At 67.5% G+C, this 25214-nt stretch carries 29 protein-coding genes; 16 read left to right on the top strand and 13 right to left on the bottom strand.

Annotated features, from left to right (window positions below; genetic code table 11):
• Positions 1-123 precede the first annotated feature (123 nt).
• From IED13_RS21035 to IED13_RS21015, 5 genes are all read left to right on the top strand, one after another.
• Positions 124-411, top strand: a complete 288-nt coding sequence (locus IED13_RS21035; RefSeq protein ID WP_038359879.1) for a hypothetical protein — start codon at positions 124-126, stop codon at positions 409-411.
• A 77-nt stretch (positions 412-488) separates the two neighbouring features.
• A complete protein-coding gene (locus tag IED13_RS21030) occupies positions 489-998 on the top strand; it encodes a hypothetical protein (protein WP_191125353.1) in 510 nt (169 codons plus the stop codon).
• A 117-nt stretch (positions 999-1115) separates the two neighbouring features.
• Entirely contained in the window at positions 1116-1553 is a 438-nt protein-coding gene (locus tag IED13_RS21025; RefSeq protein ID WP_133563429.1) for a hypothetical protein, read from the top strand.
• A gap of 143 nt (positions 1554-1696) precedes the next feature.
• Positions 1697-2647, top strand: a complete 951-nt coding sequence (locus tag IED13_RS21020) for an MBL fold metallo-hydrolase (RefSeq protein ID WP_248312696.1) — start codon at positions 1697-1699, stop codon at positions 2645-2647.
• 134 nt (positions 2648-2781) lie between these two features.
• Positions 2782-3555, top strand: a complete 774-nt coding sequence (locus tag IED13_RS21015) for an NAD kinase (protein ID WP_038358403.1) — start codon at positions 2782-2784, stop codon at positions 3553-3555.
• A gap of 7 nt (positions 3556-3562) precedes the next feature.
• Here IED13_RS21015 and IED13_RS21010 read toward each other — a convergent pair whose 3' ends face one another.
• The gene (locus tag IED13_RS21010; protein ID WP_191125351.1) at positions 3563-4777 is read right to left on the bottom strand and encodes a DUF2336 domain-containing protein; all 1215 of its coding nucleotides are present in this window, start codon (positions 4775-4777) and stop codon (positions 3563-3565) included.
• Positions 4774-5844 (bottom strand): lytic transglycosylase domain-containing protein, encoded by a 1071-nt coding sequence (locus IED13_RS21005; RefSeq protein ID WP_191125350.1) that lies wholly within the window; start codon positions 5842-5844, stop codon positions 4774-4776. Before IED13_RS21005 ends, IED13_RS21010 begins: the two co-directional genes overlap by 4 nt.
• Before the next feature lie 191 nt (positions 5845-6035).
• On the opposite strand from IED13_RS21005, the gene IED13_RS21000 reads away from it, so the two are divergent.
• From IED13_RS21000 to IED13_RS20990, 3 genes are read left to right on the top strand one after another with little or no spacing between them, the layout of a single operon-like run.
• Positions 6036-6533: a MaoC family dehydratase gene (locus IED13_RS21000; protein WP_038358405.1), complete on the top strand. Its 498-nt coding sequence runs from the start codon at positions 6036-6038 to the stop codon at positions 6531-6533.
• Positions 6534-6538: 5 nt separating this feature from the next.
• Positions 6539-7417 (top strand): HpcH/HpaI aldolase/citrate lyase family protein, encoded by an 879-nt coding sequence (locus tag IED13_RS20995; protein WP_191125349.1) that lies wholly within the window; start codon positions 6539-6541, stop codon positions 7415-7417.
• A gap of 19 nt (positions 7418-7436) precedes the next feature.
• On the top strand, positions 7437-7649 hold the full coding sequence (locus tag IED13_RS20990; RefSeq protein WP_113253617.1) for a heavy-metal-associated domain-containing protein: 213 nt from the start codon (positions 7437-7439) through the stop codon (positions 7647-7649).
• A gap of 65 nt (positions 7650-7714) precedes the next feature.
• Here IED13_RS20990 and IED13_RS20985 read toward each other — a convergent pair whose 3' ends face one another.
• Both IED13_RS20985 and IED13_RS20980 read right to left on the bottom strand, forming a co-directional pair.
• Positions 7715-8320: a flavin reductase family protein gene (locus tag IED13_RS20985; protein WP_191125348.1), complete on the bottom strand. Its 606-nt coding sequence runs from the start codon at positions 8318-8320 to the stop codon at positions 7715-7717.
• 4 nt (positions 8321-8324) lie between these two features.
• Positions 8325-8894 carry a nitroreductase family protein gene (locus IED13_RS20980; RefSeq protein WP_038358413.1) on the bottom strand — a complete coding sequence of 190 codons (570 nt, stop codon included), beginning with the start codon at positions 8892-8894 and terminating at the stop codon, positions 8325-8327.
• 103 nt (positions 8895-8997) lie between these two features.
• Here IED13_RS20980 and IED13_RS20975 point away from each other — a divergent pair, with 103 nt between their 5' ends.
• Positions 8998-9942 (top strand): hypothetical protein, encoded by a 945-nt coding sequence (locus IED13_RS20975; RefSeq protein WP_248312695.1) that lies wholly within the window; start codon positions 8998-9000, stop codon positions 9940-9942.
• A gap of 84 nt (positions 9943-10026) precedes the next feature.
• Here the strand turns inward: IED13_RS20975 and IED13_RS20970 are convergent, their stop codons facing one another.
• From IED13_RS20970 to yidD, 6 genes are all read right to left on the bottom strand, one after another.
• Positions 10027-10710 (bottom strand): SGNH/GDSL hydrolase family protein, encoded by a 684-nt coding sequence (locus tag IED13_RS20970; protein WP_162720219.1) that lies wholly within the window; start codon positions 10708-10710, stop codon positions 10027-10029.
• Between the two features lie 68 nt (positions 10711-10778).
• Positions 10779-12014: an OpgC family protein gene (locus IED13_RS20965; protein ID WP_191125347.1), complete on the bottom strand. Its 1236-nt coding sequence runs from the start codon at positions 12012-12014 to the stop codon at positions 10779-10781.
• Positions 12015-12455: 441 nt separating this feature from the next.
• The gene (locus IED13_RS20960) at positions 12456-13070 is read right to left on the bottom strand and encodes a GDYXXLXY domain-containing protein (protein ID WP_191125346.1); all 615 of its coding nucleotides are present in this window, start codon (positions 13068-13070) and stop codon (positions 12456-12458) included.
• Positions 13070-14359, bottom strand: coding sequence for a DUF2157 domain-containing protein (locus IED13_RS20955; RefSeq protein WP_191125345.1), 1290 nt, complete (start codon positions 14357-14359; stop codon positions 13070-13072). The genes IED13_RS20960 and IED13_RS20955 overlap by 1 nt, the downstream gene beginning before the upstream one ends.
• 178 nt (positions 14360-14537) lie before the next feature.
• Positions 14538-16535, bottom strand: coding sequence for a threonine--tRNA ligase (thrS, locus tag IED13_RS20950; RefSeq protein WP_191125344.1), 1998 nt, complete (start codon positions 16533-16535; stop codon positions 14538-14540).
• A 65-nt stretch (positions 16536-16600) separates the two neighbouring features.
• Entirely contained in the window at positions 16601-16936 is a 336-nt protein-coding gene (yidD, locus tag IED13_RS20945; RefSeq protein WP_112764638.1) for a membrane protein insertion efficiency factor YidD, read from the bottom strand.
• A 112-nt stretch (positions 16937-17048) separates the two neighbouring features.
• Here yidD and IED13_RS20940 point away from each other — a divergent pair, with 112 nt between their 5' ends.
• On the top strand, positions 17049-17780 hold the full coding sequence (locus IED13_RS20940) for a phosphatase PAP2 family protein (RefSeq protein ID WP_112764582.1): 732 nt from the start codon (positions 17049-17051) through the stop codon (positions 17778-17780).
• Here IED13_RS20940 and IED13_RS20935 read toward each other — a convergent pair whose 3' ends face one another.
• Positions 17781-18227, bottom strand: coding sequence for an iron-sulfur cluster assembly scaffold protein (locus IED13_RS20935; RefSeq protein ID WP_112764581.1), 447 nt, complete (start codon positions 18225-18227; stop codon positions 17781-17783). It lies immediately after the preceding gene.
• A 184-nt stretch (positions 18228-18411) separates the two neighbouring features.
• Between IED13_RS20935 and folE the strand changes: the two genes are divergently transcribed.
• The 3 genes from folE (at position 18412) to IED13_RS20920 (ending at position 20811) form a co-directional block, all read left to right on the top strand.
• Positions 18412-19056, top strand: coding sequence for a GTP cyclohydrolase I FolE (gene folE / locus IED13_RS20930; RefSeq protein WP_191125343.1), 645 nt, complete (start codon positions 18412-18414; stop codon positions 19054-19056).
• 167 nt (positions 19057-19223) lie between these two features.
• On the top strand, positions 19224-19628 hold the full coding sequence (hisI, locus tag IED13_RS20925) for a phosphoribosyl-AMP cyclohydrolase (protein ID WP_191125342.1): 405 nt from the start codon (positions 19224-19226) through the stop codon (positions 19626-19628).
• Positions 19629-19821: 193 nt separating this feature from the next.
• Positions 19822-20811 carry a patatin-like phospholipase family protein gene (locus IED13_RS20920; protein ID WP_248311079.1) on the top strand — a complete coding sequence of 330 codons (990 nt, stop codon included), beginning with the start codon at positions 19822-19824 and terminating at the stop codon, positions 20809-20811.
• Between the two features lie 63 nt (positions 20812-20874).
• Here the strand turns inward: IED13_RS20920 and IED13_RS20915 are convergent, their stop codons facing one another.
• Together IED13_RS20915 and IED13_RS20910 are read right to left on the bottom strand one after the other, a co-directional pair.
• Positions 20875-21306 carry a CBS domain-containing protein gene (locus IED13_RS20915; RefSeq protein ID WP_038358434.1) on the bottom strand — a complete coding sequence of 144 codons (432 nt, stop codon included), beginning with the start codon at positions 21304-21306 and terminating at the stop codon, positions 20875-20877.
• A 162-nt stretch (positions 21307-21468) separates the two neighbouring features.
• Positions 21469-22281: a rhomboid family intramembrane serine protease gene (locus IED13_RS20910; RefSeq protein WP_191125341.1), complete on the bottom strand. Its 813-nt coding sequence runs from the start codon at positions 22279-22281 to the stop codon at positions 21469-21471.
• Between the two features lie 407 nt (positions 22282-22688).
• Here IED13_RS20910 and IED13_RS20905 point away from each other — a divergent pair, with 407 nt between their 5' ends.
• The 3 genes from IED13_RS20905 to IED13_RS20895 all read left to right on the top strand — a co-directional run.
• On the top strand, positions 22689-23261 hold the full coding sequence (locus IED13_RS20905; protein WP_038358436.1) for a PAS domain-containing protein: 573 nt from the start codon (positions 22689-22691) through the stop codon (positions 23259-23261).
• 61 nt (positions 23262-23322) lie between these two features.
• Positions 23323-23937, top strand: coding sequence for a PilZ domain-containing protein (locus IED13_RS20900; protein WP_038358437.1), 615 nt, complete (start codon positions 23323-23325; stop codon positions 23935-23937).
• A 647-nt stretch (positions 23938-24584) separates the two neighbouring features.
• Positions 24585-25214: transglutaminase-like cysteine peptidase (locus tag IED13_RS20895; RefSeq protein WP_113253629.1), on the top strand; the 630-nt coding region annotated here is incomplete at its 3' end.

Below are 25214 nucleotides of genomic sequence, written 5' to 3'. Positions count from 1 at the left end.
TGCGCGTTCCACCACGGTTCGATCTGTGCGGAAGACAAGCCGGCGCCGCCGGGCGGTGATATAATGCTGGTGGATGGCGGCCGGGCAGCGAACCGATCCCTCACGCCGCTCGTGGAGGCCCCGATGAAGTTCCTTGCAGCCATGCTCGTCCTGGCCCTGAGCGTGAACGCCGCCGCCGCTCAATCGCGACCTTCGACCGTCTCGCGCCTTTGCGCCGCAAGCCGTCAGGATGTGCTCTCGCGCGGCGCCATCGTCCTCGGCACCGGCGGCCAGACCTATGACCGCTTCGTGCGGGATCGCAGCTTCTGCCAGTTCGACGAATTCATCGACCCGGCCTGGGTGCCGAGCCGCGACACGCCGGCCTGCTTCGTCGGCTATCGCTGCAAGGTCGGCCCGTTCTGGGACGACTGACCGCAGTGGCGTCGAAGGAACTCCGGCGGGCGCCGGCAGTTGTTCCTTTCGGGGTGAGGTGTGTACGGGAGGCGCCTATGCGTCGCTTGCTTCTCATCGCGGCATCGGTCACGCCGCTGCTCTTTGCTGCCAGCACCGAGGCGCTGGCCCAGCGCCAGTTCGGCGGGCATGGCTTCCGCGCCGGCGGCTGGCATGGCGGAGCCTGGCGCGGCGGGGGTGGCTGGCGCGGTATCCATCGTGGATTCTATCCGGGCGCGGCTTTCCGGAGCGGCGGCTTTGGCTGGCGCGGCTCTTACGGGCCGCGTTACCGCTACGGAGGCGGCTACCCCTATTGGGGCGTGGGCGCGGCCGCGGCGACGATTGGCGCGCTGGCGACCTACCCCGCCTATCCGGACTACTACCCTGATTACCCTGTTTACCCCGTCTATCCGGCTTACCCGGCCTATGCCGTCGTGCCGGGCGGCACGGGCGGAAGCTGCAGCACCCCGGTCAAGATGTGCACGCTCTACGAGCGCGCGCCGCTCGGCATCGGCTGTTCCTGCCGCGTCCCCGGTGGCAGGGCACGAGGAGCCGTCGTCGGCCCCTGATCCGCGGAACCGGCGGAACGTCGTGAAGCCCCGGTGCCGACGCAGCTTGGCGCTGCCGCCCGCCATGCGGTAGGATGCCGCAGCAACCTGTTCCGGCCGCCGCATGCGGAGGCCGGAATGCCGTCAACCGACGTCGCGGAACGAATGGACGACCGGAATCATCTTCTGGCGCTGGCGGAGCGCTGCGAGGCTTCCAGCAAGCCGAATCGCGAGCTCGACGCCGAGATCTACGAGGCGCTGGGTTTCACGGTCCGCCGCAAGCCGACGCGGCTCGCCACGCGGCGCACCCCGGCCGGTGGCATCTATCAGCAGGGCAGCTTCTGGAAATCGCTCGGCGCGGTGAGCGCCGACATCAACATCGCCGTCTCGCTGCTGCGCGAGAAGGCGCCGGGCTGGAGCTGGAGCCTGCAATGCTTCGCCTCCGAGGACAGTCTCGCCTTCCAGGCGCTTGTGGCTGAGTGCTCCGGGCAGGGCGTGATGGGATCGCTCGCCCTCTGCGCCGCGATGCTGCGGGCCCTGGCACGGCACCGCCCCGATGCCGAGGATCAGGTCTAGCCCTCCGCCATTGTCAGACTTCACGAAAACTTGACCCCAGGATGGCCGGTGGCGGTTGAACGCATCGGCCGGGCCGCTACCTTCCCCCGCGTCCCGAGGGAGAAAAAATCATGCAGAGCATTCGGTTATCGCGACGGAAGACCATGGCCGGCGCCGGCGCGCTTGCCGCCACGGCGGCGCTCGGCCTCCCGGCCGTGCCTCCCGCGCAGGCGCAAACCCCTGCCGGCGGACAGGCTCCGGGCTTCTATCGCTACAAGGTGGGCGACATCACCTTGACCGCGATCAACGACGGCTTCGCCAAGCGCCCGCTCGAGGGTTTCGTGCGCAATGCGGAGCTGAGCGATGTGAAGAAGGCGATGGCCGGGGCCTTCCTGTCGCAGGACGCGCTCAACATCACCTTCACCACGCTCGCCATCCAGCAGGGCGGCAAGCTGACGCTGATCGATACCGGCAACGGCGATTCCGGCGCGCCGACCTCCGGCACCTGGATGGCGAACTTCAGGGCCGCTGGCTTCGACCCGAAGGATGTCTCGACCGTCATCTTCAGCCATTTCCACGGCGACCACATCAACGGCTTCCGCCTCAAGAACGGCACCGCCGTCTTCCCGAACGCGGAAGCCATGGTGCCATCGGCCGAATGGGCCTTCTGGATGGACGATGCGAAGATGAATGCCGCGCCGGAGGCCATGAAGGGTGCCTTCGCCGGGGTGCGACGCGTCTTCGGCCCCGTTGCCAAGGATGTCAGGCAGTTCGAGCCCGGCAAGGAAATCCTGCCCGGCATCACGCCGATCGCCGCGCCCGGCCATACGCCCGGCCACACGGTCTTCGCGCTCTCCTCCGGCGACAGCCGGATGATGATCATGTCCGACACGACCAACCACCCCGCCCTCTTCGTCCGCAATCCCGATTGGTCGGCGGTCTTCGACATGGACGGCCCGCAAGCCGCCGCGACCCGCCGCAAGCTGCTCGACATGGTCTCGGCCGATCGCATGCAGGTTGCCTTCTACCACGCGCCCTTCCCGGCCACAGGCTTCATCGCCAAGGACGGCAACGGCTTCGAGATGGTGCCCGTGCAGTGGAGCCCCGCGATCTGAGCGATGCCGCATCGCCGCGTGACGGGAGGCCGGGCTCGCCCGGCCTTTTTTGTCGCCCGGCTGTCTCGCGCCTTTCGCCCGCCCCGTGCTAGATCGGCAGTGACGCCGCAAGGCCCGCCGCTTCAGGACCCGTCATGACCGAGCGATTCGGCGCGATTTCCTTCGTCGCCAGCGAAACTCCGGAAGCCGAGGCCGCCCTCGTGAAGCTGGCGGAGCGCTATGGCAATGCCGACCCCGCCAAGGCGGACGTCATCGTCGCGCTCGGGGGTGATGGCCTGATGCTGCAGACGCTGCACCGCTTTCTCGGCACCGGCACGCCGATCTACGGCATGAACCGGGGCTCGGTCGGCTTCCTGATGAACGAGTTCAAGGAACGCGGCCTGAGCCGCCGGCTCGATGCGGCCCAGCGCAGCGTCGTCCACCCGCTGTCGATGCAGGCCGTCGACCGGCAAGGCGGCCGCGTCGCGGCCAAGGCGATCAACGAGGTCTCGCTGCTGCGCCGTTCCTATCAGGCCGCCAAGCTCCGGATTTCGGTGGACGGGCAGGTTCGCCTCGCAGAGCTCATCGCGGATGGCGTGCTGCTGGCGACGCCGGCCGGCTCGACCGCCTACAACCTCTCGGCCAACGGCCCGATCCTGCCGCTCGACGCGCCGCTCCTGGCCCTGACGCCGATTTCCGCCTTCCGGCCACGCCGCTGGCGCGGGGCGCTGCTGCCCGACTATGCCCAGGTGACGATCGACGTGCTGGAGGCAGACAAGCGCCCGGTCAGTGCGGTGGCCGACCACACACAGATCGACGAGGTTTCCTCGGTCTCGATCGAAATCGACCGGACGGTCGATCTGGTCATGCTACACGATCCCGGCCACAGCCTGGACGAGCGGATCCTGCGCGAGCAGTTCGGCTACTGAGGGGCCTTCAGGCCGCGTCGCGCAGATCGCCGCTTTCGAGCTCGATCAGGAAGGACGGATCGGCCTCGACCAGCAAGGCGAAGGCCGCGTCGTCGGCCAGCGAATCCGCCATCAGCCGGGCCTCGTCGCGCGCGGCCTCGGCGTCCATGCGGCGCAGCAACGCCACGAGCGCGTCGGCCTCCGGCCCCTCCATCGCCTCGCAGGCGGCAAGCACCTCGCGCAGCAGCGCCCGGTCGATGCCGCAGCGCGCCGCGCCCGCGTCGAAGCCGCGCGCATTGAGCGCCAGGATGGCGGCGACGAAGGCCAGTTCCAGCGCGGGCGGCAAGCCCGCCTTGCGGCAGAGCGCCTTGAGGCCGGCCCCACGTCGGTCGCGCAGCAGCGCGGCGACACGCCCCGGCGGCAGATCGGACAGCGCGACGAAGGCCGCTTCGGCCAGCGCCGGTTCTCCGCTCAGGAGGGAGCGCAGCATCAGCCCGGGCGTCAGCCGCCCGGTCGCGCGCAGCACCTCGACGATCGCCGGCGCATCGGTCGCCTCGCCGCCGGCGGCCAGCGCCACCGCGACGCGCTCGGTCGCCTCGCGTGCGAGCCGCGCGCTGCGCTCCGGCGTCAGCCAGCCGCAGCCGGAAACGAAATGCGCCAGCGCATCGGAAACCCTGGAAGCGATCACCTGTCGTAGGCCAGGCGGCAGGTCGGGCCGCTCCAGCAGCGCCTCGCGAAGGGCGCCATTGTCGCCGCAGCGCTCGATCATCCGCTCGAAGGAGAAATCGGGAATCTCGGCCGTACGGTTATTGGCGAGCGTCAGGAGTGCTTCCTCGCCGCCGACCTCGGCCAGAGCTGCGGCCACGCCCGCGGGCAGGCAACGGCGTATGGCGACGGCGCGCTGGGCGAGCAGGTCACCGACGGCCGCCGCATCGACGAGATCCGCCTCGGTGAACACCGGGGAATGCGCCAGCATCAGGGCCGCGACATCGCTCTGGTCCGCGATCAGCCCGAGCGCGAGATTGCGCGGCGTATGCGGCGAAGGCGCCATCTCCTCGGCGATGGCCCGCCGCACCAACGGCGAGGGATCGTCGATCAGCGCGATCAGGGCCGTCTCGGCCTCGGCGCGATCCTCCGGCGAGAGGCTGGAGCGCAGATAGGCGCCGGCGAGCGCGGCAGCGCCGGAGGCACGTGCCTCGGCGGGCGCCGTGCGGGCCCAGAGCAGGAAGCGGCGAACGATCATGCGTCGCTCCGCTGGATCATGAAGGACGAGAGGTCGAGCGGCCCGCGCCTGGCCTTGCCGGCAGCCTGCGCGGAGCCCGTCGCCGGCAAGGCAAGATCAGCCGGGCGGGTGGGCGGCAGCGGCGCGGCCATCGCCCTGCCCTGACCGCCGGCGTCGCCGGAGCGCGCGCCGTCCACGGCAGCCGAGGATGCCGCGTCGTTCTTGACCCGTGGGAAATAACGCTCGCCGCTGTCCAGCGCGGCCGTCCGGGTGCCGTTGGCGCGCGGCGACGTCCAGAGATTGGCGACGGCCTTCGAGACGGGCTCACGCGAGCCCCCGGTCGAGAACAGCCCGATCAGCCCATGCGCGCGGCCTGGCTGCAGCGCCGCCGCGATCTCGGCGACCGGCGTCTCCTCCGTCGTTGCGTTGCCGCTCGTCGTCGATGCCGCTGCAAGCTGGGTGCTGGCATGGCTCGCCGCCAGCACGCCATAGACCTCCTGGACGCTGCGTGCCCGGCCGGCCTTGTCGTAGAAGATGCCGCGATTGGCCGCGGCGGCCTCGGGAAAGTCGCGCGCCGCAATGCGGCTCGGATCGCTCGCGGCCGCCCGGATCAGATCGGATGCGCCGCGCGCGCCCAGCACATGGGCCATGTAGAGCTCGCCCGCCTGCGGCTGGCGCCCGAGCGCGCCAGCGAGCTGGTCGCGGTTCTTCTGGGTCAGCGCACCCGCCATGACGGCGGAAACCTGGGGGTCGTTGCGCAATTGCAGGATCTTCTCGCGCAGCGCCGGGTCGGCGACGGTCAGCCGGCCGCCACTGTCGTTGATGGCGTCGGCGTAGGTCTGCAGGCCCTGCTTCGGCCCCTCCTGCTTCACCATCGACAGCCAGGTCTGCTCGATGAACTGGAACAGGCCGGTCGCGCTCGAGGATTTCGCCTTGGCGTCCGGCGTCAGCGACGATTCCCGCTGCGCCGTCTTGAGCAGATAGTCGAAGCCCGCGCCGGTCCGATCCGCGCCCTCGCGAATGGCGCTGACGACCGGGTTGGCGGCGGGCTGGGTCTCGCGGCTCGGCGGCGTGGTGAAAAGGAACATCGACGGTCTCGGGCGCGGCTCGCCGCGAGGCTGCGGGGACGCGCCACAAGATTGCCTCCATTATGGTAAGCGAAGGGTTAAGGCCGCCTGCCGTTCCTTAACGCCGCCGCTTTCCGCTTCCCTCTCCGCGGAACGCGCTTTACCACTTTCGCGCCGGCTCAGTGCTGGCTTTGTGAATGCGGAGAAGGTCGATGGCAGAACTGGAGCGTCACAAGCGCGGCGGGATCTATTTCGAGGACTTCCAGATCGGCGCTGTCATCGAGCATCGCCTGACGCGGACCGTCACGCAGATGGACAACATGCTGTTCTCCAACATGACCCTGAACCCGCAACCCCTTCATATCGATGCGCATTTCTGCGCCACCGAAACCGAATGGGGCAAGCCGCTGATGAACTCGCTGTTCACGCTCGGGCTGATGATCGGTATCTCTGTGAACGACACCACCGTCGGCACCACCATCGGCAATCTCGGCATGACCGACGTCACCTTCCCGGCCCCGCTCTTCGAGGGCGACACCGTGAACTGCACCACCGAGATCGCCGCCAAGCGCGAGTCGCGCTCGCGCCCCGATGCCGGGATCGTCGAGTTTCTTCACAAGGCCTACAAGCAGGACGGCACGCTGGTCGCGCAGTGCCGCCGCCAGGCCTTCATGCGCAAGCGCCCCGCCCCCGCCACGATCGCGGTCTGACGCGGATGCGCTCGCTCCTGTTCGTGCCGGGTGACAGCCCGAAGAAGCAGCAGAAGGGTCTGGAAAGCGGCGCCGACGCGCTGATCCTCGACCTGGAGGACTCCATCGCGCTCGACGCCAAGCCACAGGCTCGCACCATCACGCGCGACTTCCTGCAGGCGGCCCGCGCCCTGCCGAAGCGCCCCTTGCTGATCGTGCGGATCAACGGCCTCGCCAGCGGCATGAGCGACGCCGATCTCGACGCGGTCATGCCCGGCGCGCCGGATGCGATCATGCTCCCGAAATCGGAAGGCGGCATCGATGTCGGCCACCTCGCCGCCAGGATCGCGGTGCGCGAGGCGGAGGCCGACCTGCCCGATGGCGCGACCGGCATCCTCCCGATCGCGACCGAGAACGGCAAGGGCATCTTCGGGCTCGGCACCTATGCCCGCGCCTCGCACCGCCTGCTGGCGCTGACCTGGGGCGCCGAGGACCTCTCCGCCGATCTCGGCGCCGAGACCAACCGGCTGCAGGACGGCTCCTATACCGATCCCTACCGCCTCGCCCGCGCCCTCACCCTGTTCGGCGCCAGCGCCGCGCAGATCGACGCGATCGATACCGTCTTCACCAATTTCCGCGACGATGCAGGATTGCGGGCCGAGTGCCTCGCGGCACGGCGCGACGGCTTCACCGGCAAGATGGCGATCCACCCGGCTCAGGTCGCCCCCATCAACGAGGTCTTCGCGCCCTCGCCCGAAGCGCTCGCCAGGGCCGAGCAGATCATCGCGCTCTTCGCCGCCAATCCAGGCGCCGGCGTGATCGGGCTCGATGGCGAAATGCTGGATCGTCCCCATCTTATCAGGGCGGAGCGTCTGAAGGCCCGCGCTCAGAAACTGGCTGAATGATGTGCCGGAGGCGATTCCAATGACTCAGGTTTTCGAGGTATCGGGCATGCATTGCGGCGGCTGCGCCTCGCGCGTCCAGCGCGCGGCGACGACGCTTTCACCCGGCGCGACGGTGACGCTGGAGCCGCCGCGCCTGACGCTCCCGGAAGGCGCGGGCCTCGACGCCGAGACGATCAATCGCGCGCTCGCCGAGCTCGGCGACTACCGGGTCAAGGGACCGCTGGCGGGCTGAAGCCGGCGGCCACGAGGCGTCATGCTCGGGCTCGACCCGAGAATGACGGCAGCCCAACGACCGCCCTACCCGCCCACCGGCCGCTGGAGCGAGAACACGCTCGTCACCTCGGCATAGTCGGCATAGCCGCAGCGCGCGATCGGATTGGCTCCAGCCGTGTCGAAGCGCCCGTCCTTGACGAAGGCATCGTCAATGAAGATGCCGAGGACCTGGCCGATCACCATCCAGCGCGGCACGTCGTTGCCGTCGATGTCGCGCAGCTGCTGGATCGAGACGGATTTGCATTCGAGCGCAGCCGGCGTGCCCGCGACCCGCGGCGGCTTGACGAGGCGGGACGGCGCCATCTCGAGCCCGGCATGAGAGTATTCGCTCTGCCCACGCGGCAGCGGCGCCGAGGTCAGGTTCATCTGCTGCATCAGCGCGCCCGAGACGAGCGAGCAGGTGAACTCGCCCGTTTCCTCGATGAAGCTCACCGCATCCTTCTTGTTCTCCGAGGAGAACATCACGAGGTTCGGCCGCGAGGAGATCGCGTTGAAGAAGCTGTAGGGCGAGAGATTGACCTCCCCCTTCGCGCTGAGCGCCGTGATCCAGCCGATCGGCCGCGGCGCGACGATGGCCTTGAACGGATCATGCGCGAAGCCGAGATCCTCCCGCGTCGCCGAGTAGATCATCGCGTCAGGCTCCGTAATAACTGATGATGTCCGCCATCACCGGCCGGTCGCGATCGGTGATCGGCGCCGTCGGCGTGCCGATATGGACGAAACCGGCCATGCGCTCGTCCGCGGCGAGGCCGAATGCCGTCAGCACCTCGCGGTCGAAGGAGAACCAGTTCGTCAGCCAGGAGCCGGCATAGCCCTTGGCATAGGCGGCGACGAGCAAGGTCATGCAGACGGCGCCGGCCGACAATTCCTGCTCCCAGAGCGGGATCTTGGCGTGCTCGCGCGCCCGCGACACCACCGCGACGATCACCGGCGCATGGGTCAGGCGCTTGCGCTCGAATTCGACCTGGTCCGCGCTGGCCTGCGGGTTGCGCTCGCGGAAGACCCGCGCGACGACATCGGCCGCCTTCTCGCGCGCCTCGCCCGCGAAGACGATGAAGCGCCAGGGCACGAGCTTGCCATGGTCGGGCACCCGCGCGGCGATGGCGAGAAGCTCGCCGAGTTCGGCCCCCTCGGGTCCGGGAGCGGCGAGGAACTGCGGCGGCACCGAGCGACGCAGCTTGAGCAGGGAGAGCGTATCGGTCATGAAACATCCGGGCTATGGCGATGGTCGAGACCTATGCCTTCGCCATGATGAGGACAAGCGAGCCTGCTCATACATCACCGCAAGGGCTCTAGGGACGAAAAGCATGTTTGAATTGGATGGCTTTGAAGCTGGCCGCCGCAAGATCGGCGGGCTCGGCCGCTTCGCGGCCTTGCTCGTGCCTGCTCTCGCTTTCGCCCAGGTAGCCTTGGCCCAGGCTCCGGCCCCGGCTCCCGCCGTCGATACCATGCCCCCTCCGGCCGCCCAGAGCGTGCAGGACCAGCCCGGCGCGCAGGCCGCGGTCGCCCGCCTCGCTGTCTCCGCCCAGTTTGCCAGCGATCGCAAGCCGATCCGCTCCGGCCTGAACTGGCGCATCCTGAGCGAGACGGCGGACGGCTCGGCCCCGCGCATCGTTGCCCGCTCCGCCGACGCCACGCCGAACTTCATGCTTCCGCCGGGCAACTATATCGTCCACGCGGCTTACGGCTTCGCCAGCGGCACCAAGCGGATCAGCCTCGGCTCCCAGGGCGTCAACGATCAGGTCCAGATCAGCGCCGGCGCGTTGACTCTGGCCGGCTCGATCGGCGACGCGCCGATTCCGGCCGGGCTGCTCTCCTTCCAGGTCTTCGTACCCCTCCAGGGCAATTCGGAAGGACGCCTGGTGACCGGCGAGGCCAAGGCCGGCGATCTCATCCGCCTGCCCGAGGGCACCTATCACGTCGTCTCGACCTATGGCGATTCCAACGCCATCCAGCGCGCCGATGTCCGCGTCGAGACCGGCAAGGTCACCGATGCGACGCTGCATCACCGCGCCGCCAAGGTCACGCTGAAGCTCGTCGCGGCGGCCGGCGGGGAAGCCTTCGCCGGCACCGCCTTCAGCGTGCTGACGCCGGGCGGCGACGTCATCCGCGAGGCGATCGGCGCCTTCCCGCAGGTGATCCTCGCCGAGGGCGATTATGTGCTGATCGCCCGGCAGGAGGGGCAGGTCTATTCGCGCGATTTCAAGGTTGAGTCCGGCATCGACCGCGATATCGAGGTGCTGGCCAAATAGCCTGGTCGCCGTCGTCAACCTGAGCACCGGAGCGTCACTGGGCCGATCGAAGATCGGACTCGAGGGCTCCGCATTGTCGTCGCCTCAGTCGACCGTTTCGGCTTTCTTGCTGACGGTGCGGATTCGAATGTCCCCCACGGCCGCGACGATGCCGTCGGCGATGCGCGAGGCGAGGCAGCGATAGCCGGCATCGACGAGATGCAGCCCATCCATGCCGACGAGTTCCTCTTCGGTGAACTGCTTCGAACGCGACCAGCCCTTCATCATCGCATAGCGCGGGAACAAGGCGGCTCCCTGCTGCTCCGCCGTCTTCACCAGCACGGCCCGATAATCGTCGAGTTGCGGATAGCGCTCCTCCCGCGGCAGCCACGGCAGATCCATCAGGATCATGTCAATGCCGGCGGCGCGGGCCTTGGCGATGCCCTTGCGCAGGATCTTGGTCAGCCTTTCCGTGCCGATGTCGCGGATCGCGTCGTTGACCACGGTCTGCCAGATCACGATCGAGGGCTTTTCCTCGATCACATCGGTATCCATGCGTAGCAGCATATCGTAGGCCGACTGGCCGCCCACGCCCTTGTTGAGAACCCGGACTTCGGCTCCCGGCAGGCGCCGGCGCAGTTCCGTCTGCAGGACGAAAGGATAGCTCCTGTCCTCCGCGCTGGCGCCCGAGCCGGCCGTGGTGGAGGAGCCGAGCGCGACGACGGTCAGCCGTCCCGTCTCCTGCATCGCCTTGCGAGCCGCCGGAAGCACCGGGAGAAACGGCTGCATCGCGCCGGCGCGGCAGCGCATATCGACGGAGGCGGGCGAAACGGGAGGGGCGGCCAGCGCGAGCGAGGTCAGCGCGAGGAGAAAGATGGCAACCGCGCCTGCGCGCTGGATGCCACGCCGGGAGCCTTCGCAGGCTCCGCGCGCTGATCGCGACTCGTGATCGAACGGTACCACGACAGGAAAATCCCTAGCCCTGTCAAGAGTGTAACCCCACCGGCGCAGAGCAGCAACTGGACGTCCAGGGCAAAAGACGTTTCCGCCAGCACGATCTGCCCGATGATCGCAAGTACGATACCAACGCAGAAGACATGCAGCGAGTTGCGTCCCGAGCAGGCCAGCGCCCGCCCGACGACCGAGCGCGTGAGCATGCCGCCGGCCGGCAGCCAGCGGATGACGAGCCAGGCCAGAGCTCCGAGATGGAAAAGCCGGCTCCAGGCGAGATTGGTCTTGTCGGAGCCGAGCTGAACGGAATCGAACCAGTCGTTCAGCAGGGCGATGCCCGTCGGGTTGCCCGTCGGGATCTTCACCAGCCAGGCGAAGAGGAGGAAGGCGACGGCCGCGGCATCGAGCCAGCGCAGCCGCGGCATCGTGACCCCGAGCTGCACCGAGCGGCCGAGAATGACGCCGAGCGTGAAGATCACCTGCCAGGCGAAGGGGTTGAAGAACCAATGGCCGCCGGAATTCGGCAAATGCAGATCGAGCGCCAGCGCCACCTGCCAGATCGCCAGCGAGCAGAACAGTGTCAGCGCCGGGCTGAAGCGCACGCCGTAATAGATCGCCGGAAACAGGGCCAGCAGCACGATATAGAGCGGCAGGATGTCGAGATAGGAGGGCTGGTAGGTCAGCGTCAGCGCGCCGATCAGCGCTTCTCCCGTATCGCGGAAGAAGGGCTGGATGTTGATCGCCTCGATGTAGAGCGGGTTCTGGGTCTGCGTCACCGCGACCGCGATCACACCGCAGACGAGGATGAACACCGCCAGATGGGCGATGTAGAGCGTCCAGAGCCGGCCGCCGAGCTTCAGCGCCGCGATCGAGAAGCCGCGCGTTTCGATCAACCCGCCATAGGCGAAGGTCGCGGAAACGCCGGCCAGGAGCACGAAGGCGTCAGCTGCATCGGAGAAGCCGAAATTGTTCGGCATATAGGCCGAAACCACGTTCCCCGGCATGTGGTTGATGAAGATGATCAGCAGCGCGAGCCCGCGCACCATGTCGATCCGTGTATCGCGCCCCGCCGCACGAAGCGCTCCGCCTTCGGCTGGACGGCCGAACAGCATGAAGCGCTTGAATGACGAGTCTAGGGACACGAAAGGCAGTCCTCTGGCAGGCTCTGTCGGTCGGGAAGGGAAACGCCCGCTCCGGGCGGCCGGTTCCATCCCACCGACGGGAAGATGAACGTCATCTGCAGAATCCGTTCATCTGCCGTTCATATAACTCGGCATGCCGGGCGTCACGCGGCGCAATGTCACAACCCCGTGTGAAGCAGGCGGCCGCAGGAAATTGCATCTCTGCGGCTGGAACATGGCGATCGAGAAACTGTGAGGATCGCGTGGCGCATCGGCCGGAAAAGCGGAATGCGGTTTTCGGAGAAAGACGCAGCAAAAACAAAAGCCTACAGCATCGGACTGAATACGATGCCGTAGGTCACCGCACGCCTTGCCGGGCGCAATCGCAGCAACCACGGCTGCGCCGTCGCGCGGGATCTTTCCGAAAGGCGGATCCGGCTTTCGGTCCGCTGCTATGGCGCCTCAATAGGGCGGTTCGGCATAGACCGGCTTGCCGTCGATCAGGAGCCGCTTGATCGCAGCTTGCCCCGAGGCCGAGACGGCGGCGACGACCTCGACGCGGGCCTTGTCGGTCGTCTCGATCGCCTTGCCCTCGCCCTGCGGCACGAAATAGCTCTCGATACCATAGGCGATGCGCAGCCGCCGGCGGTCGCCGGAGCAGTCGAACTCCCCGGCATCGTTCAGCGCACAGGCGCTCGTCGAGGTCACGCGACCGGCGATCACAACCGTGTCACCGCTGGTCGCGGGCCGGTCACGCGATACGCCGGCGGCGCGCGCGAAGCCCTCGCCGTCACGCCTGAGCGTGACATAGACGGTCTCGCCGCGCGTGTAGCCGGCCCCGTCCTTGCCGGTGTCGACCACGCTGATTGGATAGGCCAGCACGACATAGTCGCCCCGGAACAGGTCGCGCGGATCGACCGGCACGGTGCGCAGGCGGATTTCCGTTCCGCTGCTCAGGATGCTGGCCCGCTGCTGCACCAGCGCAAGCAGCCCGAGCGCCAGCAGCAGCGCGGTCGCCACGGCCCGCCAGAGCAGCGGCACCCTTGCAGCGATCGCATCGACGGAGAGCGCACGCATCACGCGGCCTCCCCGGTCGGGCCGTTGAGCCTGGCGAACAGCCGCCGCGCGCCCCAGGCTGTGACGAGCAGCGCGGCGCCGGCCAACAGGAAGAACAGCGATTGGTCGAGCAACGTGCCGATGGTCTGCCAGAGCAGGATCAGGATGGCGACGCCGAACAGGATCGAGCCCGCCGTCAGAATCCGCCGGATGCCACCGGCCGCGCCAGCGATGACCAGCGCCGTCGCCGCCAGGAGCACGAGGCTTGCCACCGCGATCTTGCCGGGCATGCCGGAGACGCGGTCGCTCCAGAACAGCACCGGCACCAGAAGCGCCAGCAGCAGCCCCGCCGCCAGCGGCCAGGCGAAGCGCCGCTCGCGCGCGATCGCACCCAGCACGACGCTCAACGGAACGGCCACGGCATAGGCGTAGAACACGAACAGGAAGGCGTGCCCCGCCCGCGCCTCGCTCGCATCGAGAATGCGGGCCAATTCGCTATTGAGCACGATCACGAGGCCGATCAGCCCCCAGGGCAGGCAGGCCGTCAGAAGCGCCGGCCCGCCCCGGTCGAGCGCAAGGGCGCCCAGGGCGACGAAGGCGACGGAGATCGCAAGCCCATAGGCCAGCAGGCCATAATCGAAGGAGTTCAGGAGCCACTGTCCCGGCGCCATGCCGAGCCAGAAGGCCGCTGCGAGCACGGCAAGGTGGTGCACCAGCCGGTTACCGCGGGAGAGCGCGATCCAGAGCGCCGGCAGATAGAGTGCGAAGAAGCCGTAATGCATCCCGCTGGCCGCTTCGTCCCAGCGCCCGCCGCTCCAGGCGCAGAGCGCGACGAAGGCGATCGCCAGCGCCCCGTTCGAGCGCATCAGGAAGGCCGCGACCAAGGCGCCGAGCGCGACCAGCATCGCGCCGCCCGGCCAGTCCGCCGGCAGATGGTACATCTGCCCGACGAGCGCGAGCCCGGCGCCGAAGATCAGCACGCCGCAGGTCGTCGCGGCATCGGCCCCGCCGGTCGAGCCGGCCTTCTGCAGGCGATAGGCGACGGCGAAGGCGACCGCGATGCCGGCGAGGATCATGGCGAGCTTCACGAGGCGCGGAATCGCCTCCCAGTTCGCCGCGACGAAGGCGGCGACGGAGGAGGCGATCAAGAGCCCGCCGAACAGCCCGAGCAGGGCCGGCAGGCGGAAGCCCGCATGTTCGCGGGCGACGTCGCGCCTGATGGCACTGGCGCCGTCGGGCGTGATCCAGCCTTCGTGAGCCCAGCGGATCAGGTCGGCTTCGAGTCGTTTGCGGTAGGAACCGGTCAGCATTGCCTGCTATCTGCCATGAGCCCGCAGGCTTTTACCAGAGGCGGCCATGGCAAGCCGTCATTTCTCCGGAACCGTCATTCTCGGGCGAAGCAAAGCTTCGACCCGAGAATCCCGTGCAGGATGAGAGGCCCTTCCGCCCCGAGATGCTCGGGTCAAGCCCGAGCATGACGAGAATGCCTCAGGCCGCCCGCGCCTTTTGCCTGCGCACCAGATCCGGCGCCAGCGCTTCCTGCGTCAAGACGGCGATCGCCTCCGACAATGGCATCACCGTCTGCGCCTGGCTGCCGAGGCGGCGGAGCGTCACGGTCTTCTCCTCCGCCTCGCGCTTGCCCACGGCGATAATGACCGGGACCTTGGCGAGCGAATGCTCGCGCACCTTGTACGAGATCTTCTCGTTGCGCAGGTCGGCGCGGGCGCGCAGGCCCTCGCCCAGCAAGGCCATCGTCACCTCCTCGGCATAACCGTCGGCATCCGAGGTGATCGGCGCGACGATGACCTGCTCGGGAGCGAGCCAGAGCGGGAAATGCCCGGCATGGTGCTCGATCAGGATGCCGGTGAAGCGCTCCAGCGAGCCGCAAATGGCGCGGTGGACCATCACCGGCTGCTTCTTCTCGCCATCGGCGCCGATATAGAAGGCGCCGAAGCGCTCCGGCAGGTTGAAGTCGACCTGCGTCGTGCCGCATTGCCAGTCGCGGCCGATTGCGTCGCGCAGCACATACTCGAATTTCGGCCCGTAGAAGGCACCCTCGCCCGGATTGATCTCGGTCTTGATCCGGTTGCCGGACTGCTCCGCGATCCGTTCGAGCACCTTGCCCATCACCTCTTCGGCATGGTCCCAGACCGCGTCGGAGCCGACGCGTTTCTCGGGCCGCGTCGAGAGCTTGATGACGAGATCGTCGGTAAAGCCGAAATCCTCATAGACCGAGAGGATCAGGTCGTTGATCTTCAGGCATTCGGCGGCGAGCTGGTCCTCCGTGCAGAAGATATGCGCATCGTCCTGCGTGAAGCCGCGCACGCGCATCAGCCCGTGCAGCGCGCCCGACGGCTCGTAGCGATGCACCGCCCCGAACTCGGCCAGCCGGATCGGCAGGTCGCGATAGCTCTTCAGCCCATGCTTGAAGATCTGGACATGGCCGGGGCAGTTCATCGGCTTCAGCGCGAAGACCTTGTGGTCGCGCTCCTTGTCGTCCGGATTCTCGAAGGCCGAGGCCGATTTCACCGCGAACATGTTGTCCTGGTACCAGCCCCAATGGCCCGAGGTCTCCCAGAGCGACTTGTCGAGGATCTGCGGCGCATTCACCTCCTCATAGTCGGCGGCGAGGCGCCGGCGCATATAGGCGATGATCTCCTGGAACATCCGCCAGCCCTTGGAGTGCCAGAACACGACGCCCGGCCCCTCCTCCTGGAAATGGAACAGATCCATCTCCCGGCCGAGCTTGCGGTGGTCGCGCTTCTCCGCCTCCTCGAGCTGCTTGAGATAGGCGTCGAGATCCTCCTGCTTGGCGAAGGCGGTGCCGTAGATGCGGGTCAGCATCGCGTTGTTCGAGTCGCCGCGCCAATAGGCGCCGGCCACCTTCATCAGCTTGAAGGCATTGCCGACCTTGCCGACCGAGGTCATGTGCGGGCCGCGGCAGAGATCGATCCAGTCGCCCTGCGCGTACATCTTGAGCGTCTGGTCGGCGGGGATCGCATCGACCAGCTCGACCTTGTAGGCCTCGCCCTTGTTGGCGAAGAAATCCTTGGCCTTGTCGCGGCTCCAGACTTCCTTGGTGAAGGGTTTGTCGCGCGCGATGATCTCGCGCATCTTCTTCTCGATCGCCGGGAAGTCCTCAGGCGTGAAGGGCTCGTTGCGGGCGAAGTCGTAGAAGAACCCGTTCTCGATGACGGGGCCGATCGTCACCTGCGTGCCGGGAAAGAGCTCCTGCACGGCTTCGGCGAGGACGTGGGCGGTATCGTGCCGGATCAGCTCCAGCGAACGCGGGTCTTCCCGGTTCAGGAACTCGATCCTGGCGTCGCGCTCGATCGGGTCGGCGAGGTCGACGACCGTGCCGTCGAGCGCCATGGCGACGGTGCGCTTCAGGAGGGAGGGGGAAATGCCCTTGGCGATCTCGACCCCGGTGATGCCGGAGGGGAACTCGCGCTTGGCGCCGTCGGGAAATGTCAGGGAGATCGTCATCGATCGCGCTCCTGCTCACTCGGGGATACGAACCCCGTAAGTCAGACCGGCTACGAATGTGAGATTTACGTTCCGTCGCCCGCAGCCGGATCGGCGCCGGAATCGATAGCCGCCGGCACGTTCGTCCCGCGCCAGCGGCCATAGGACCACGGCCTATACCAGGACGAGCGCGGCGGCAATTCCTCGCAGACCATATCGATGCCGCTGGTGCCGTAAGGGTTGCAGCGGCAGATGCGCGCGAACCCGATCCAGCCGCCGCGCCACAGGCCGAAACGCTGGATCGCCTCGTCGGTATAGGCCGAGCAGCTCGGCCAATGCCGGCAATGGCGGCCGACCAGCATCGAAAAGCTGAGCTGATAGCCGCGAATCGCGATATGTGCAGCCTTACGCGGCCAATAGATGACCTTGTGCAACAGCGAACATCTTTGTTTAACAAAAAGACGCTGAAATAGCTCGTCTGCTTCGTTTTGCCGATCCGCCACCAGAACCGCTTTCCTTGATCGATTTCATAACATGATGCGCGCCAAACATTTTCGCCATGCCCTGGCCGGTTGCGGCCTCCTTCTCGGTCTGGGCCTCGCCACGGCCGCCGATGCTCAGCAGCGCGCCTATCTGCTCTGGCTCGACGGCGCCAAGATCGACATCGCCAAGATCGCCGGCCTGCCGCCGGCCCAGAACTCGCCTGAGGCGAAGGCCGAATTCGAGCATGTGCTGGAGATCTCGCAGGCCCGCACGCCCGAGCGCGAGAAGGCCGCCATCGCCGACCAGCGCCAGGCGCTGGTCAACTTCCTCGACGGCATCGACAACAGCTATGTCGACAACACCCATCGCGAGGTCCGACTGCTGTTCCGCGAGGCGCAGATCGAACTCTCGATCCTGCTGAAGAGCGTCCATCGCCTGACCAGCCGGCCGCGCCCCTTCAGCGTCTGGAACAAGGTCCGCATCAAGCCCTGCCCGGGCGCCCGGCCGGAAGGCACCTCCTTCCCCTCGGCGCATGCGGCCACCGCCGCCCTCTATGCCGAACTGCTCAAGACCGCCGTCCCCGAACTTGGCGAGAAGCTGGAGGAACGGGTCAAGAGCTATGGCGAAAGCCGTCTCGTCTGCGGCTTCCATTACGAGAGCGACCTCGTCGCCGGCGACAAGGTCGGCCGCGCCGTCGCCAAGGCCCTGCTGGCCGACCGTGCCTTCAAGGCCCGCTTCGACGAGACGGTGCCGGAAATCCGCGTGGCGCTCGGCCTGAAGTAATCAGGCTGCCGCGTCTTTGCGCTTCGCCTCGATCTGGCCGATGGCGTCGACCACCGCGTCGAAAGTCAGCATGGTCGAGGCGTGCCGGGCCTTGTAGTCGCGCACCGGAACCAGCACGGCGAGATCAGCCCATTTGCCCTCCGGCGGCTCGGCATTCTCCTTGAGGATCGCCCGCGCCTGCTCCCGGACCCGACGCAGCTCGTCTGCCGTCGAGCCGACGACATGGCGGGCCATGATCGAGGACGACGCCTGTCCAAGCGCGCAGGCCTTGACCTCATGGCCGAAGCCGGTGACGACGTCGCCTTCCATGGTGACATCGACTGTCACTGTCGAGCCGCATAGCTTCGAATGGGCCCTGGCGGTGGCATCGGGAGATGGCAGCCGCTCGAGCAGGGGGATGTTGGCGGCAAGCGCGAGAATGCGCTTGTTGTAGACTTCGTCCAGCATGGCTCAATCTCTCGCGGGTCTGGAAGGGCCCGCACCGGGACACAATATAGGGTTGATCCGCCGCGAGCGGGAGGGCATTGGAGCCTCACCGCCCGCAGCGGGGGAACTTGTCGCAACGGCCTCGCGGCCCGCGGTCGCAAGGCCTGGATCGCGCGGCGCCATTTGATCCAACGGGAGGCACCACATGATCCCTGTGGTTAAGTCCTTGTCCGTCGAGCGGGCCGTCACCCCCTCCGCAGACAAGTTCCTGGTCGGCAAGCCGACGCAGGAGGAAGCGGAGGCCGCTGTCCGCACGCTCATTCTCTGGGCCGGCGACGATCCGTCGCGCGAGGGGCTGGCCGAGACCCCGCAGCGCGTCGTCAAAGCCTATAAGGAATTATACAAGGGCTATGGCGAGGATCCCCACGCGATCCTCGACCGTGTCTTCGAGGAGGTCGACGGCTACCAGGACATGGTCCTCGTGCGCGACATACCGTTCTATTCGCATTGCGAGCACCACATGGTGCCCTTCGTCGGCAAGGCGCATATCGGCTACTACCCCTCGCAGGGCGTCGTCGGGTTGTCGAAGCTCGCCCGCGTCGTGGATCTCTATGCGCGCCGCCTGCAGACGCAGGAGGCGATGACCGCCCAGATCGCCGACGTCATCGAGGAAGCGCTCAAGCCGCGCGGCATCGCCGTGCTCATCGAGGCCGAGCATATGTGCATGTCGATGCGCGGTGTGCAGAAGCAGGGCTCCTCGACGATGACGACGCAGTATCGCGGCCTCTTCCGCGACGACCCGGCCGAGCAGGTGCGCTTCTTCACCATGGTGAAGTCGGCGGGGCTGTAGGCGCGGCCCCTCCCGCGAGACAGGGCATTCGCCCCTGAACCCCATGTCATGCTCGGGCTTGACCCGAGCATCTCTCCCCGAAGATTCTTGGGGCTCTACGCTTTGCTTCGCCCGAGAATGACGGCGGGGTTCCACGTCATAAGACGATCTCTCCCATCGGAGTCGCCATGAGCCTCTTCCCTGCCCCGGCCGACAAGCACGCCCTCGAGGAGGGTACGGTGCTGAGCCCGCGCTTCGACGCGAACGGCCTCGTCACCTGCGTCACGACGGACGCCAAGACCGGGGAATTGCTCATGGTCGCGCATATGAATGCCGAAGCGCTCGCGCGTTCGATCGAGACCGGCGAGGCCTGGTACTGGTCGCGCTCGCGCAACGAACTCTGGCACAAGGGCGCGACCTCCGGCCAGATCCAGACCATCGTCGAGATGCGCGTCGACTGCGACCAGGACGCGATCTGGCTCAAGGTGAACGTCGCGGGCGACGGCGGCTGCTGCCATACCGGCCGCCATTCCTGCTTCTATCGCGCGCAGCCGCTGCGGGCCGAGGCCGGCGGGCCGCTCGTGTTCGCGTGAGCCGAAGGCGGGGCTGCCCTGCCTCGGACCGCCTTCACCATTCCGTCAAATCCGGCGGATAATGCGCTGACGAGATGCCGTTCACGTTTCGCTCATCGCATTCTGGGATTCTGACCTTCAGCGGAGGGACGGATCCATGTTGTGGGACAACACCGCGCGAAGAGCCTTCGGCCTCGGCGGAGGTGGGAACATCATGAACGAAATGCCGTCTGCGCCCGAGCGAAACGGGAAGCGCAAGCCGAAGATCGGCCTGGCGCTCGGCGGCGGCGCGGCGCGCGGCTGGGCGCATATCGGCGCGCTGGAGGTGCTGATCGAGGCGGGCTACGCGCCGGAGGTCATCGCCGGAACCTCGATCGGAGCGGTGGTGGGCGGCTGCTACGCCGCCGGCAGGCTCTCCCAGCTCAGTGAATTCGCGACCGGCCTCACCAAGCGGCGCGTCGTCGGGCTGATGGATTTCCACATCGGTGGCGCCGGACTGATCGCCGGCAGCCGGCTGAAGCGCCTGCTCGAGCGCGATCTCGTGGGCCTGCGGATCGAGGAACTTCAGCAACGCTTCGTCGCCATCGCGACCGAACTCGGCACCGGCCACGAGATCTGGCTGACGCACGGCCCGCTGATCGAGGCGCTGCGGGCCTCCTATGCCCTGCCCGGCATCTTCGACCCGGTGAAGCTCGGCGGTCGCTGGCTGATGGACGGCGCGCTGGTCAACCCGGTGCCCGTCACCGCCGCCCGCGCGCTCGGCGCCGACATCGTGATCTGCGTCAACCTCAACAACGACCTCGCCGGCCGCGGCACGGTGATCCAGAACTACGCCTCGGACCCGGACCCCGAACCCGAAGAGACCGTGCCGGAGCGGGAGCTTCGTCCCCCGCAGCGCTGGTTCGACGGCATCACCGTCGCGGCCAAGCGCGTCCGCAACCTTGTCGGCCGCCCCAGCGAAAACCGTCCGGGCCTCGCCGGCGTCATGATCGACGCCTTCAACATCACGCAGGACCGGATTTCGCGCTCGCGCCTCGCCGGCGACCCGCCCGATGTGATGATCGGCCCGCGCCTCGGCCGCGTCGGCCTGTTCGACTTCCACCGTGCCGACGAAACGATCGAACTCGGCCGGGTGGCGACCCGCCGCGCCCTCGACGAGATCGCGACCGTCGTCGCCGCCAACCATATCCCGGTCGGCGGCTAGGACATTGTTTTCCGCATTGTCTTCGCGCGAACCGGTACCCGCTTCGCGCGAAAATGCTCTGGCTCAGGCCATCGCGATATAGTCGCGCATCGCCTTGCTTTCGGCCTCGATCGCCGCGACGCGATGCTTCACCACGTCGCCGATCGAGACGATGCCGGCGACGCGGCCGTTCTCGATGACCGGCACATGGCGGAAGCGCCCGGTCGTCATGATCTCCATCAGCTCGTCGACGCTGGTCTGCGGGCGGCAGGTCACCACCTTCGCGGTCATCGCCCGCGAAACCGCGCTCTCCAGCGCGGCAGCGCCTTCCTTACCGAGCGCCCGGACGATGTCGCGCTCGGACAGGATGCCGACGAGCGTGCCATCCGCGCCCATGACCACGACGGCGCCGATTCGCCGCTCGCTCAGGACGCGAACCGCTTCCGCCAGGGTCCGGTGCGGCTGCACCGAAATGACCTCCCGGCCCTTGCCGCTCAGCAACTGCTCGACATTCATCGAAGGCTCCTCCTGCTGACGCGCCGTTGGCCGGCGCGTGGTTCCGCTGCCGCTCCACGGCTGCCGGCGGACTCACGATGCCGGGCAGGCCCGAGGAGTGCTTCGCAATGACAGGGAGTGTGGGGTAAGACCGCGGCGCAGGCAAGGCGCGCGAGCGCCCGTTCAGCTGCGTTTCTGCCCACGGTCGAGCAGCGGGAACAGCAGGAGCCCGACGAGGAAGCCGCCGATATGCGCTTCCCAGGCGATGCTGGTCGCCTCGCCGAAGATCGGCACGAGCCCGGCGCCGAACAGGATGTTCGTCGCGAACCAGATGCCGGTGAACAGCACGGCGCGCGAATTGCGCCAGAGCTGCCCGAGCGGTTCGGCCGGGATCGCCTTCACCACCTCGTCATTGCCGAGCTCGCCGAAGCGCAGGCCCGGCGCGAAGACGAAGCGGATCGCGGCCGCCGTCGCCCCCGAGATTCCCGCCGAGGCGCCGACCAGCGGCAGCAGGTCGAGATCGCGCGACCACCAGTGCAGCAGCGCGCCGCCAATCGTGGACAGCGCCAGGAGATTGAGGAAGCGGCCAGGTCCGAGCCGTCGCGCCACCGGGCTGCCGAAGGCAGCGAGCCACAGGCCGTTCGAGGCCAGATGCAGCCAGGAGCCGTGCAGGAAGCCATAGGTCAGCAGCGTCCAGAGCCGGACGCCGCCATCCGCCAGCAGGAGGCGGGCGAGCTGCAGCCGATCGCCGACATCCTGCCCGACGGTCGACTGCGCCAGCGCCGCGACGACGTCATCGAGCCTGTCGGGCGACAGCCACAGCGTCAGCCGCGCCGGCACGAAGGCCAGCCACGACATCAGCAGATAGTCGTTCTCGTCCGAGAGCAGGCTGCGGCCGGCCTGGATCAGCGCCAGCACCGCCAGGAGCTGGACGATCACGGACGGCAGGTTGAAGGCGGGCTCGCGCGCCGGCGGGCGGGGATCGTGGGAAGCCATTGCGCCGCAACACTTGCCGAAGCGGCAGGCTCGCGCAAGGCGTGCCGGCCTTATCCACGCACGAAAAAGGGGAGCGGCATGATGCCCTCCCCTTTTCCGCCGGCTGTGCCGTCATCCGGACCAGCCGGACGACGTGTCACGCCCCCTCCACCCCGGCTTGCGTCGGCGGCTTGCCGTCCGCGAATTCGATGGCATTTGATACGCATTCTAGGCATCTTCCACAAAGATAAGACTTCGTTAACCCTAACCGCCCCGGCGCCTCCCCCGACTCACCCCGGGATGGCAAGACGGCATGGCGGGTGCGTCCTCGATCCTATCAGGGACCGACTCGTCCCCCTTTCGGACGGATCTGCGTCATCGCTGGACGCGCGATTCCCCGATCGGATCAACCGCTGAATGGGCGCAGAATGAAAAACACGAGCACACGTCTGGTCTTCGACTACTGGGACGCGCTGCGCGGTGAGCGGGCGGCGCCCGAACGTGGCGAGATCGAACCCGGAGCGTTGCGCCATGCGTTGGCGGACACGTTCATTCTCGAGAACGAGCCGATCGGCCCGGTCTTCCGCCTGGCCGGCACGCGGCTTTGCGCGCTGATCGGCCATGAATTGCGCGGCCGCCCCTTCGCCGCGATCTGGCCCGAGGTCGAGGCGCAGGGCGACATGCGCCGCCTGGTCCAGACGGTGATGGACGAGACGGCCGGTGCCGTCGCCGGCCTTTCCGGCGAAACCAGCACCGGCGCGCCGATCTATCTGGAGCTGCTGCTGCTGCCGCTGCGCTATCGCGGCCGCACCCATGCGCGGGTCCTGGGCGCGCTTTCGCCCGCCCTCACCCCGGATTGGCTCGGCCTCGACACCGTGGTCGCCATGCGGATGATCTCGCTGCGCATGCTCTGGCCCACCACGTCCGCGCGCCCCGCCCCGGCTGAGCGGCAACGTTCCGCCCCGCCGCGCCTCGTCGTCCTGCCCGGCGGACGCGCCTGACCTTGACCTTCCGTTAACCGTTCCTGCCTAGGATCGGCCCCGAATCCAGGCTGGTCCATTGATGTTGAGCGCGCTCCAAACGCCCCGGGCGGCGACCGTTCCGGTCGAACGCAGGAGGCATCACCGGATGAAGGTGGTGCTGCTGGGCCGTTATATGCTGCCCAATCGGATGGAATATCCCTGCCAGACGATCGACATCTCGCCGGGCGGCGTTCATCTCGCCGCGCCGGCCAAGGCCGCGCCGGGAGAGCGCGTCATCGTCTATCTCGAACATCTCGGCCGGATCGAGGGCACTTGCGTGCGGACCACGATGGAAGGGTTCGCGATGACGATCACCGCGACCAGCCGCAAGCGCGAGAAATTCACCGCCCAGCTCACCTGGCTCGCCAATCGCGAGGAGCTCGGCCTGCCCGAGGATCGCCGGCACGAACGCATCGTCCCGCGCAATCCGCGCTCGATGCTGACGATGAGCGACGGCTCCGAGCATCCCGTCCGCGTCATCGACATCTCGCTCTCAGGCGCCGCGATCTCCAGTGATCTCGACCTGCCGACGGGCACACCCGTGCGGCTCGGCACGACGCCGGGCCGGATCGTGCGCCGGTTCGACGGCGGCTATGCCGTCGAGTTCAGCTTCCCGCTCTCCGCCGACCTGCTCGACGAAAACCTCGAGCTCTGACGGCAGGCCACCGGCCGCCCCTCCTGCGACGACGCGTGTCCGGGCCACCGCCATTCCGGGACATTGCCCGGCAATGAGCCTGGGACCCCGGACCGATGAACGGTCCGGAAGAGCCCCTCCGCCTCTCGCTTCTCCATGACACGCATCCGGGTCCGGGCTGCGGCCTCGCCGCTGCGCGGCGCCCCGGACTGACACAGGCGGATTGGGCGCCCGTCTCGCGGGGGCGAGACCCAGCCGACGATCACCTCCCAGTGCTCTGGCACGGCACCGCGATCGTCCGGCCGCGCATCGCGGCCGTAACGAAGGACGGCCTGCGAACCCGCCGGCATCCGGCAGTTCCCACGCGCGCGTTGCGTGATCGGCGCGATCCGCGAGTCACGGAAACCAGCGATCGAAGCCGCTCTCTCCCATTCTCCACGCTGGTAACAATCAGGTAAGTTAACGAGCCGTTGCCGTGTAACACACAATTAACGGTTAAAAGAAAGTTTCATCATCGTCACAAATCGTTACTTTCGACTTTGAACAAGATTGGCTCTGATATTCATTGAGGCGGTTGCTGGCGGAAATACATAAATTTGTACGTTTCGACTTCAAACCAAATCCATCGACCGGATCGCATCGTCTCCCCGGGACAGAAAGGGGACGACATGTTTTCTCTTCATCGCAATCTGATCGGCACCGCCTTCGTGGCCGCTTTCGCCATCGCCGGCGCTTCAGGCGTCGCAGCGCAGAGCGTGGGTATCCCGGTGGCGAGTGCCCCGGCCTCCGCCAGCGGCGACGCCCGCGCACCTTATGCCTGGACGGATTTCTGCAAGCGCATGCCCTCCGAGTGCAGGCTCGACACCCGCGAGCCCGAGCGCGTCGAGCTGACGCCCAAGCTCTGGAAGACCATCGTCGCGGTCAACAACCGCGCCAATCACGAGATCGAGCCGGTCACCGACCAGGATCACTGGGGCGTGGTCGATCGCTGGGACATTCCCACCGACGGCAAGGGTGATTGCGAGGACTACGTCCTGCTGAAGCGCAAGCGCCTGGCCGAGGCCGGCCTGCCGCGCCGTGCCATGCTGGTGACGGTGGTCATCGACGAGGAGAATGCCGGACACGCCGTGCTGATGATCCGCACCGATCGCGGCGACTTCATCCTCGACAACAAGCGCAACGCCATCCTGCCCTGGAGCCAGACCGGCTACGTCTACGTCAAGCGGGAGTCCCAGTACCAGACCGGCTGGACCTCGCTCGGCGGCGCGCAGACGCCCACCGTCGCCTCGGTCCAGCGC

The organism is Allobosea spartocytisi, from assembly GCF_014764685.1.
GTDB lineage: Bacteria > Pseudomonadota > Alphaproteobacteria > Rhizobiales > Beijerinckiaceae > Allobosea > Allobosea spartocytisi.
The sequence above is the reverse complement of the archived record's forward strand: the minus strand, read 5'-3'. Positions and strand labels throughout refer to the sequence as shown.

Excerpts from the sequence above, each read along its gene's own strand:
- IED13_RS21035 (WP_038359879.1), top strand. The coding sequence starts at position 124 with ATGAAGTTCCTTGCAGCCATGCTCGTCCTGGCCCTGAGCGTGAACGCC.
- IED13_RS21030 (WP_191125353.1), top strand. The coding sequence starts at position 489 with ATGCGTCGCTTGCTTCTCATCGCGGCATCGGTCACGCCGCTGCTCTTT.
- IED13_RS21025 (WP_133563429.1), top strand. The coding sequence starts at position 1,116 with ATGCCGTCAACCGACGTCGCGGAACGAATGGACGACCGGAATCATCTT.
- IED13_RS21020 (WP_248312696.1), top strand. The coding sequence starts at position 1,697 with ATGGCCGGCGCCGGCGCGCTTGCCGCCACGGCGGCGCTCGGCCTCCCG.
- IED13_RS21015 (WP_038358403.1), top strand. The coding sequence starts at position 2,782 with ATGACCGAGCGATTCGGCGCGATTTCCTTCGTCGCCAGCGAAACTCCG.
- IED13_RS21010 (WP_191125351.1), bottom strand. The coding sequence starts at position 4,777 with ATGATCGTTCGCCGCTTCCTGCTCTGGGCCCGCACGGCGCCCGCCGAG.
- IED13_RS21005 (WP_191125350.1), bottom strand. The coding sequence starts at position 5,844 with ATGTTCCTTTTCACCACGCCGCCGAGCCGCGAGACCCAGCCCGCCGCC.
- IED13_RS21000 (WP_038358405.1), top strand. The coding sequence starts at position 6,036 with ATGGCAGAACTGGAGCGTCACAAGCGCGGCGGGATCTATTTCGAGGAC.
- IED13_RS20995 (WP_191125349.1), top strand. The coding sequence starts at position 6,539 with ATGCGCTCGCTCCTGTTCGTGCCGGGTGACAGCCCGAAGAAGCAGCAG.
- IED13_RS20990 (WP_113253617.1), top strand. The coding sequence starts at position 7,437 with ATGACTCAGGTTTTCGAGGTATCGGGCATGCATTGCGGCGGCTGCGCC.
- IED13_RS20985 (WP_191125348.1), bottom strand. The coding sequence starts at position 8,320 with ATGATCTACTCGGCGACGCGGGAGGATCTCGGCTTCGCGCATGATCCG.
- IED13_RS20980 (WP_038358413.1), bottom strand. The coding sequence starts at position 8,894 with ATGACCGATACGCTCTCCCTGCTCAAGCTGCGTCGCTCGGTGCCGCCG.
- IED13_RS20975 (WP_248312695.1), top strand. The coding sequence starts at position 8,998 with ATGTTTGAATTGGATGGCTTTGAAGCTGGCCGCCGCAAGATCGGCGGG.
- IED13_RS20970 (WP_162720219.1), bottom strand. The coding sequence starts at position 10,710 with ATGCAGCCGTTTCTCCCGGTGCTTCCGGCGGCTCGCAAGGCGATGCAG.
- IED13_RS20960 (WP_191125346.1), bottom strand. The coding sequence starts at position 13,070 with ATGCGTGCGCTCTCCGTCGATGCGATCGCTGCAAGGGTGCCGCTGCTC.
- IED13_RS20955 (WP_191125345.1), bottom strand. The coding sequence starts at position 14,359 with ATGCTGACCGGTTCCTACCGCAAACGACTCGAAGCCGACCTGATCCGC.
- thrS (WP_191125344.1), bottom strand. The coding sequence starts at position 16,535 with ATGACGATCTCCCTGACATTTCCCGACGGCGCCAAGCGCGAGTTCCCC.
- IED13_RS20940 (WP_112764582.1), top strand. The coding sequence starts at position 17,049 with ATGATGCGCGCCAAACATTTTCGCCATGCCCTGGCCGGTTGCGGCCTC.
- IED13_RS20935 (WP_112764581.1), bottom strand. The coding sequence starts at position 18,227 with ATGCTGGACGAAGTCTACAACAAGCGCATTCTCGCGCTTGCCGCCAAC.
- folE (WP_191125343.1), top strand. The coding sequence starts at position 18,412 with ATGATCCCTGTGGTTAAGTCCTTGTCCGTCGAGCGGGCCGTCACCCCC.
- hisI (WP_191125342.1), top strand. The coding sequence starts at position 19,224 with ATGAGCCTCTTCCCTGCCCCGGCCGACAAGCACGCCCTCGAGGAGGGT.
- IED13_RS20920 (WP_248311079.1), top strand. The coding sequence starts at position 19,822 with ATGAACGAAATGCCGTCTGCGCCCGAGCGAAACGGGAAGCGCAAGCCG.
- IED13_RS20915 (WP_038358434.1), bottom strand. The coding sequence starts at position 21,306 with ATGAATGTCGAGCAGTTGCTGAGCGGCAAGGGCCGGGAGGTCATTTCG.
- IED13_RS20910 (WP_191125341.1), bottom strand. The coding sequence starts at position 22,281 with ATGGCTTCCCACGATCCCCGCCCGCCGGCGCGCGAGCCCGCCTTCAAC.
- IED13_RS20905 (WP_038358436.1), top strand. The coding sequence starts at position 22,689 with ATGAAAAACACGAGCACACGTCTGGTCTTCGACTACTGGGACGCGCTG.
- IED13_RS20900 (WP_038358437.1), top strand. The coding sequence starts at position 23,323 with ATGTTGAGCGCGCTCCAAACGCCCCGGGCGGCGACCGTTCCGGTCGAA.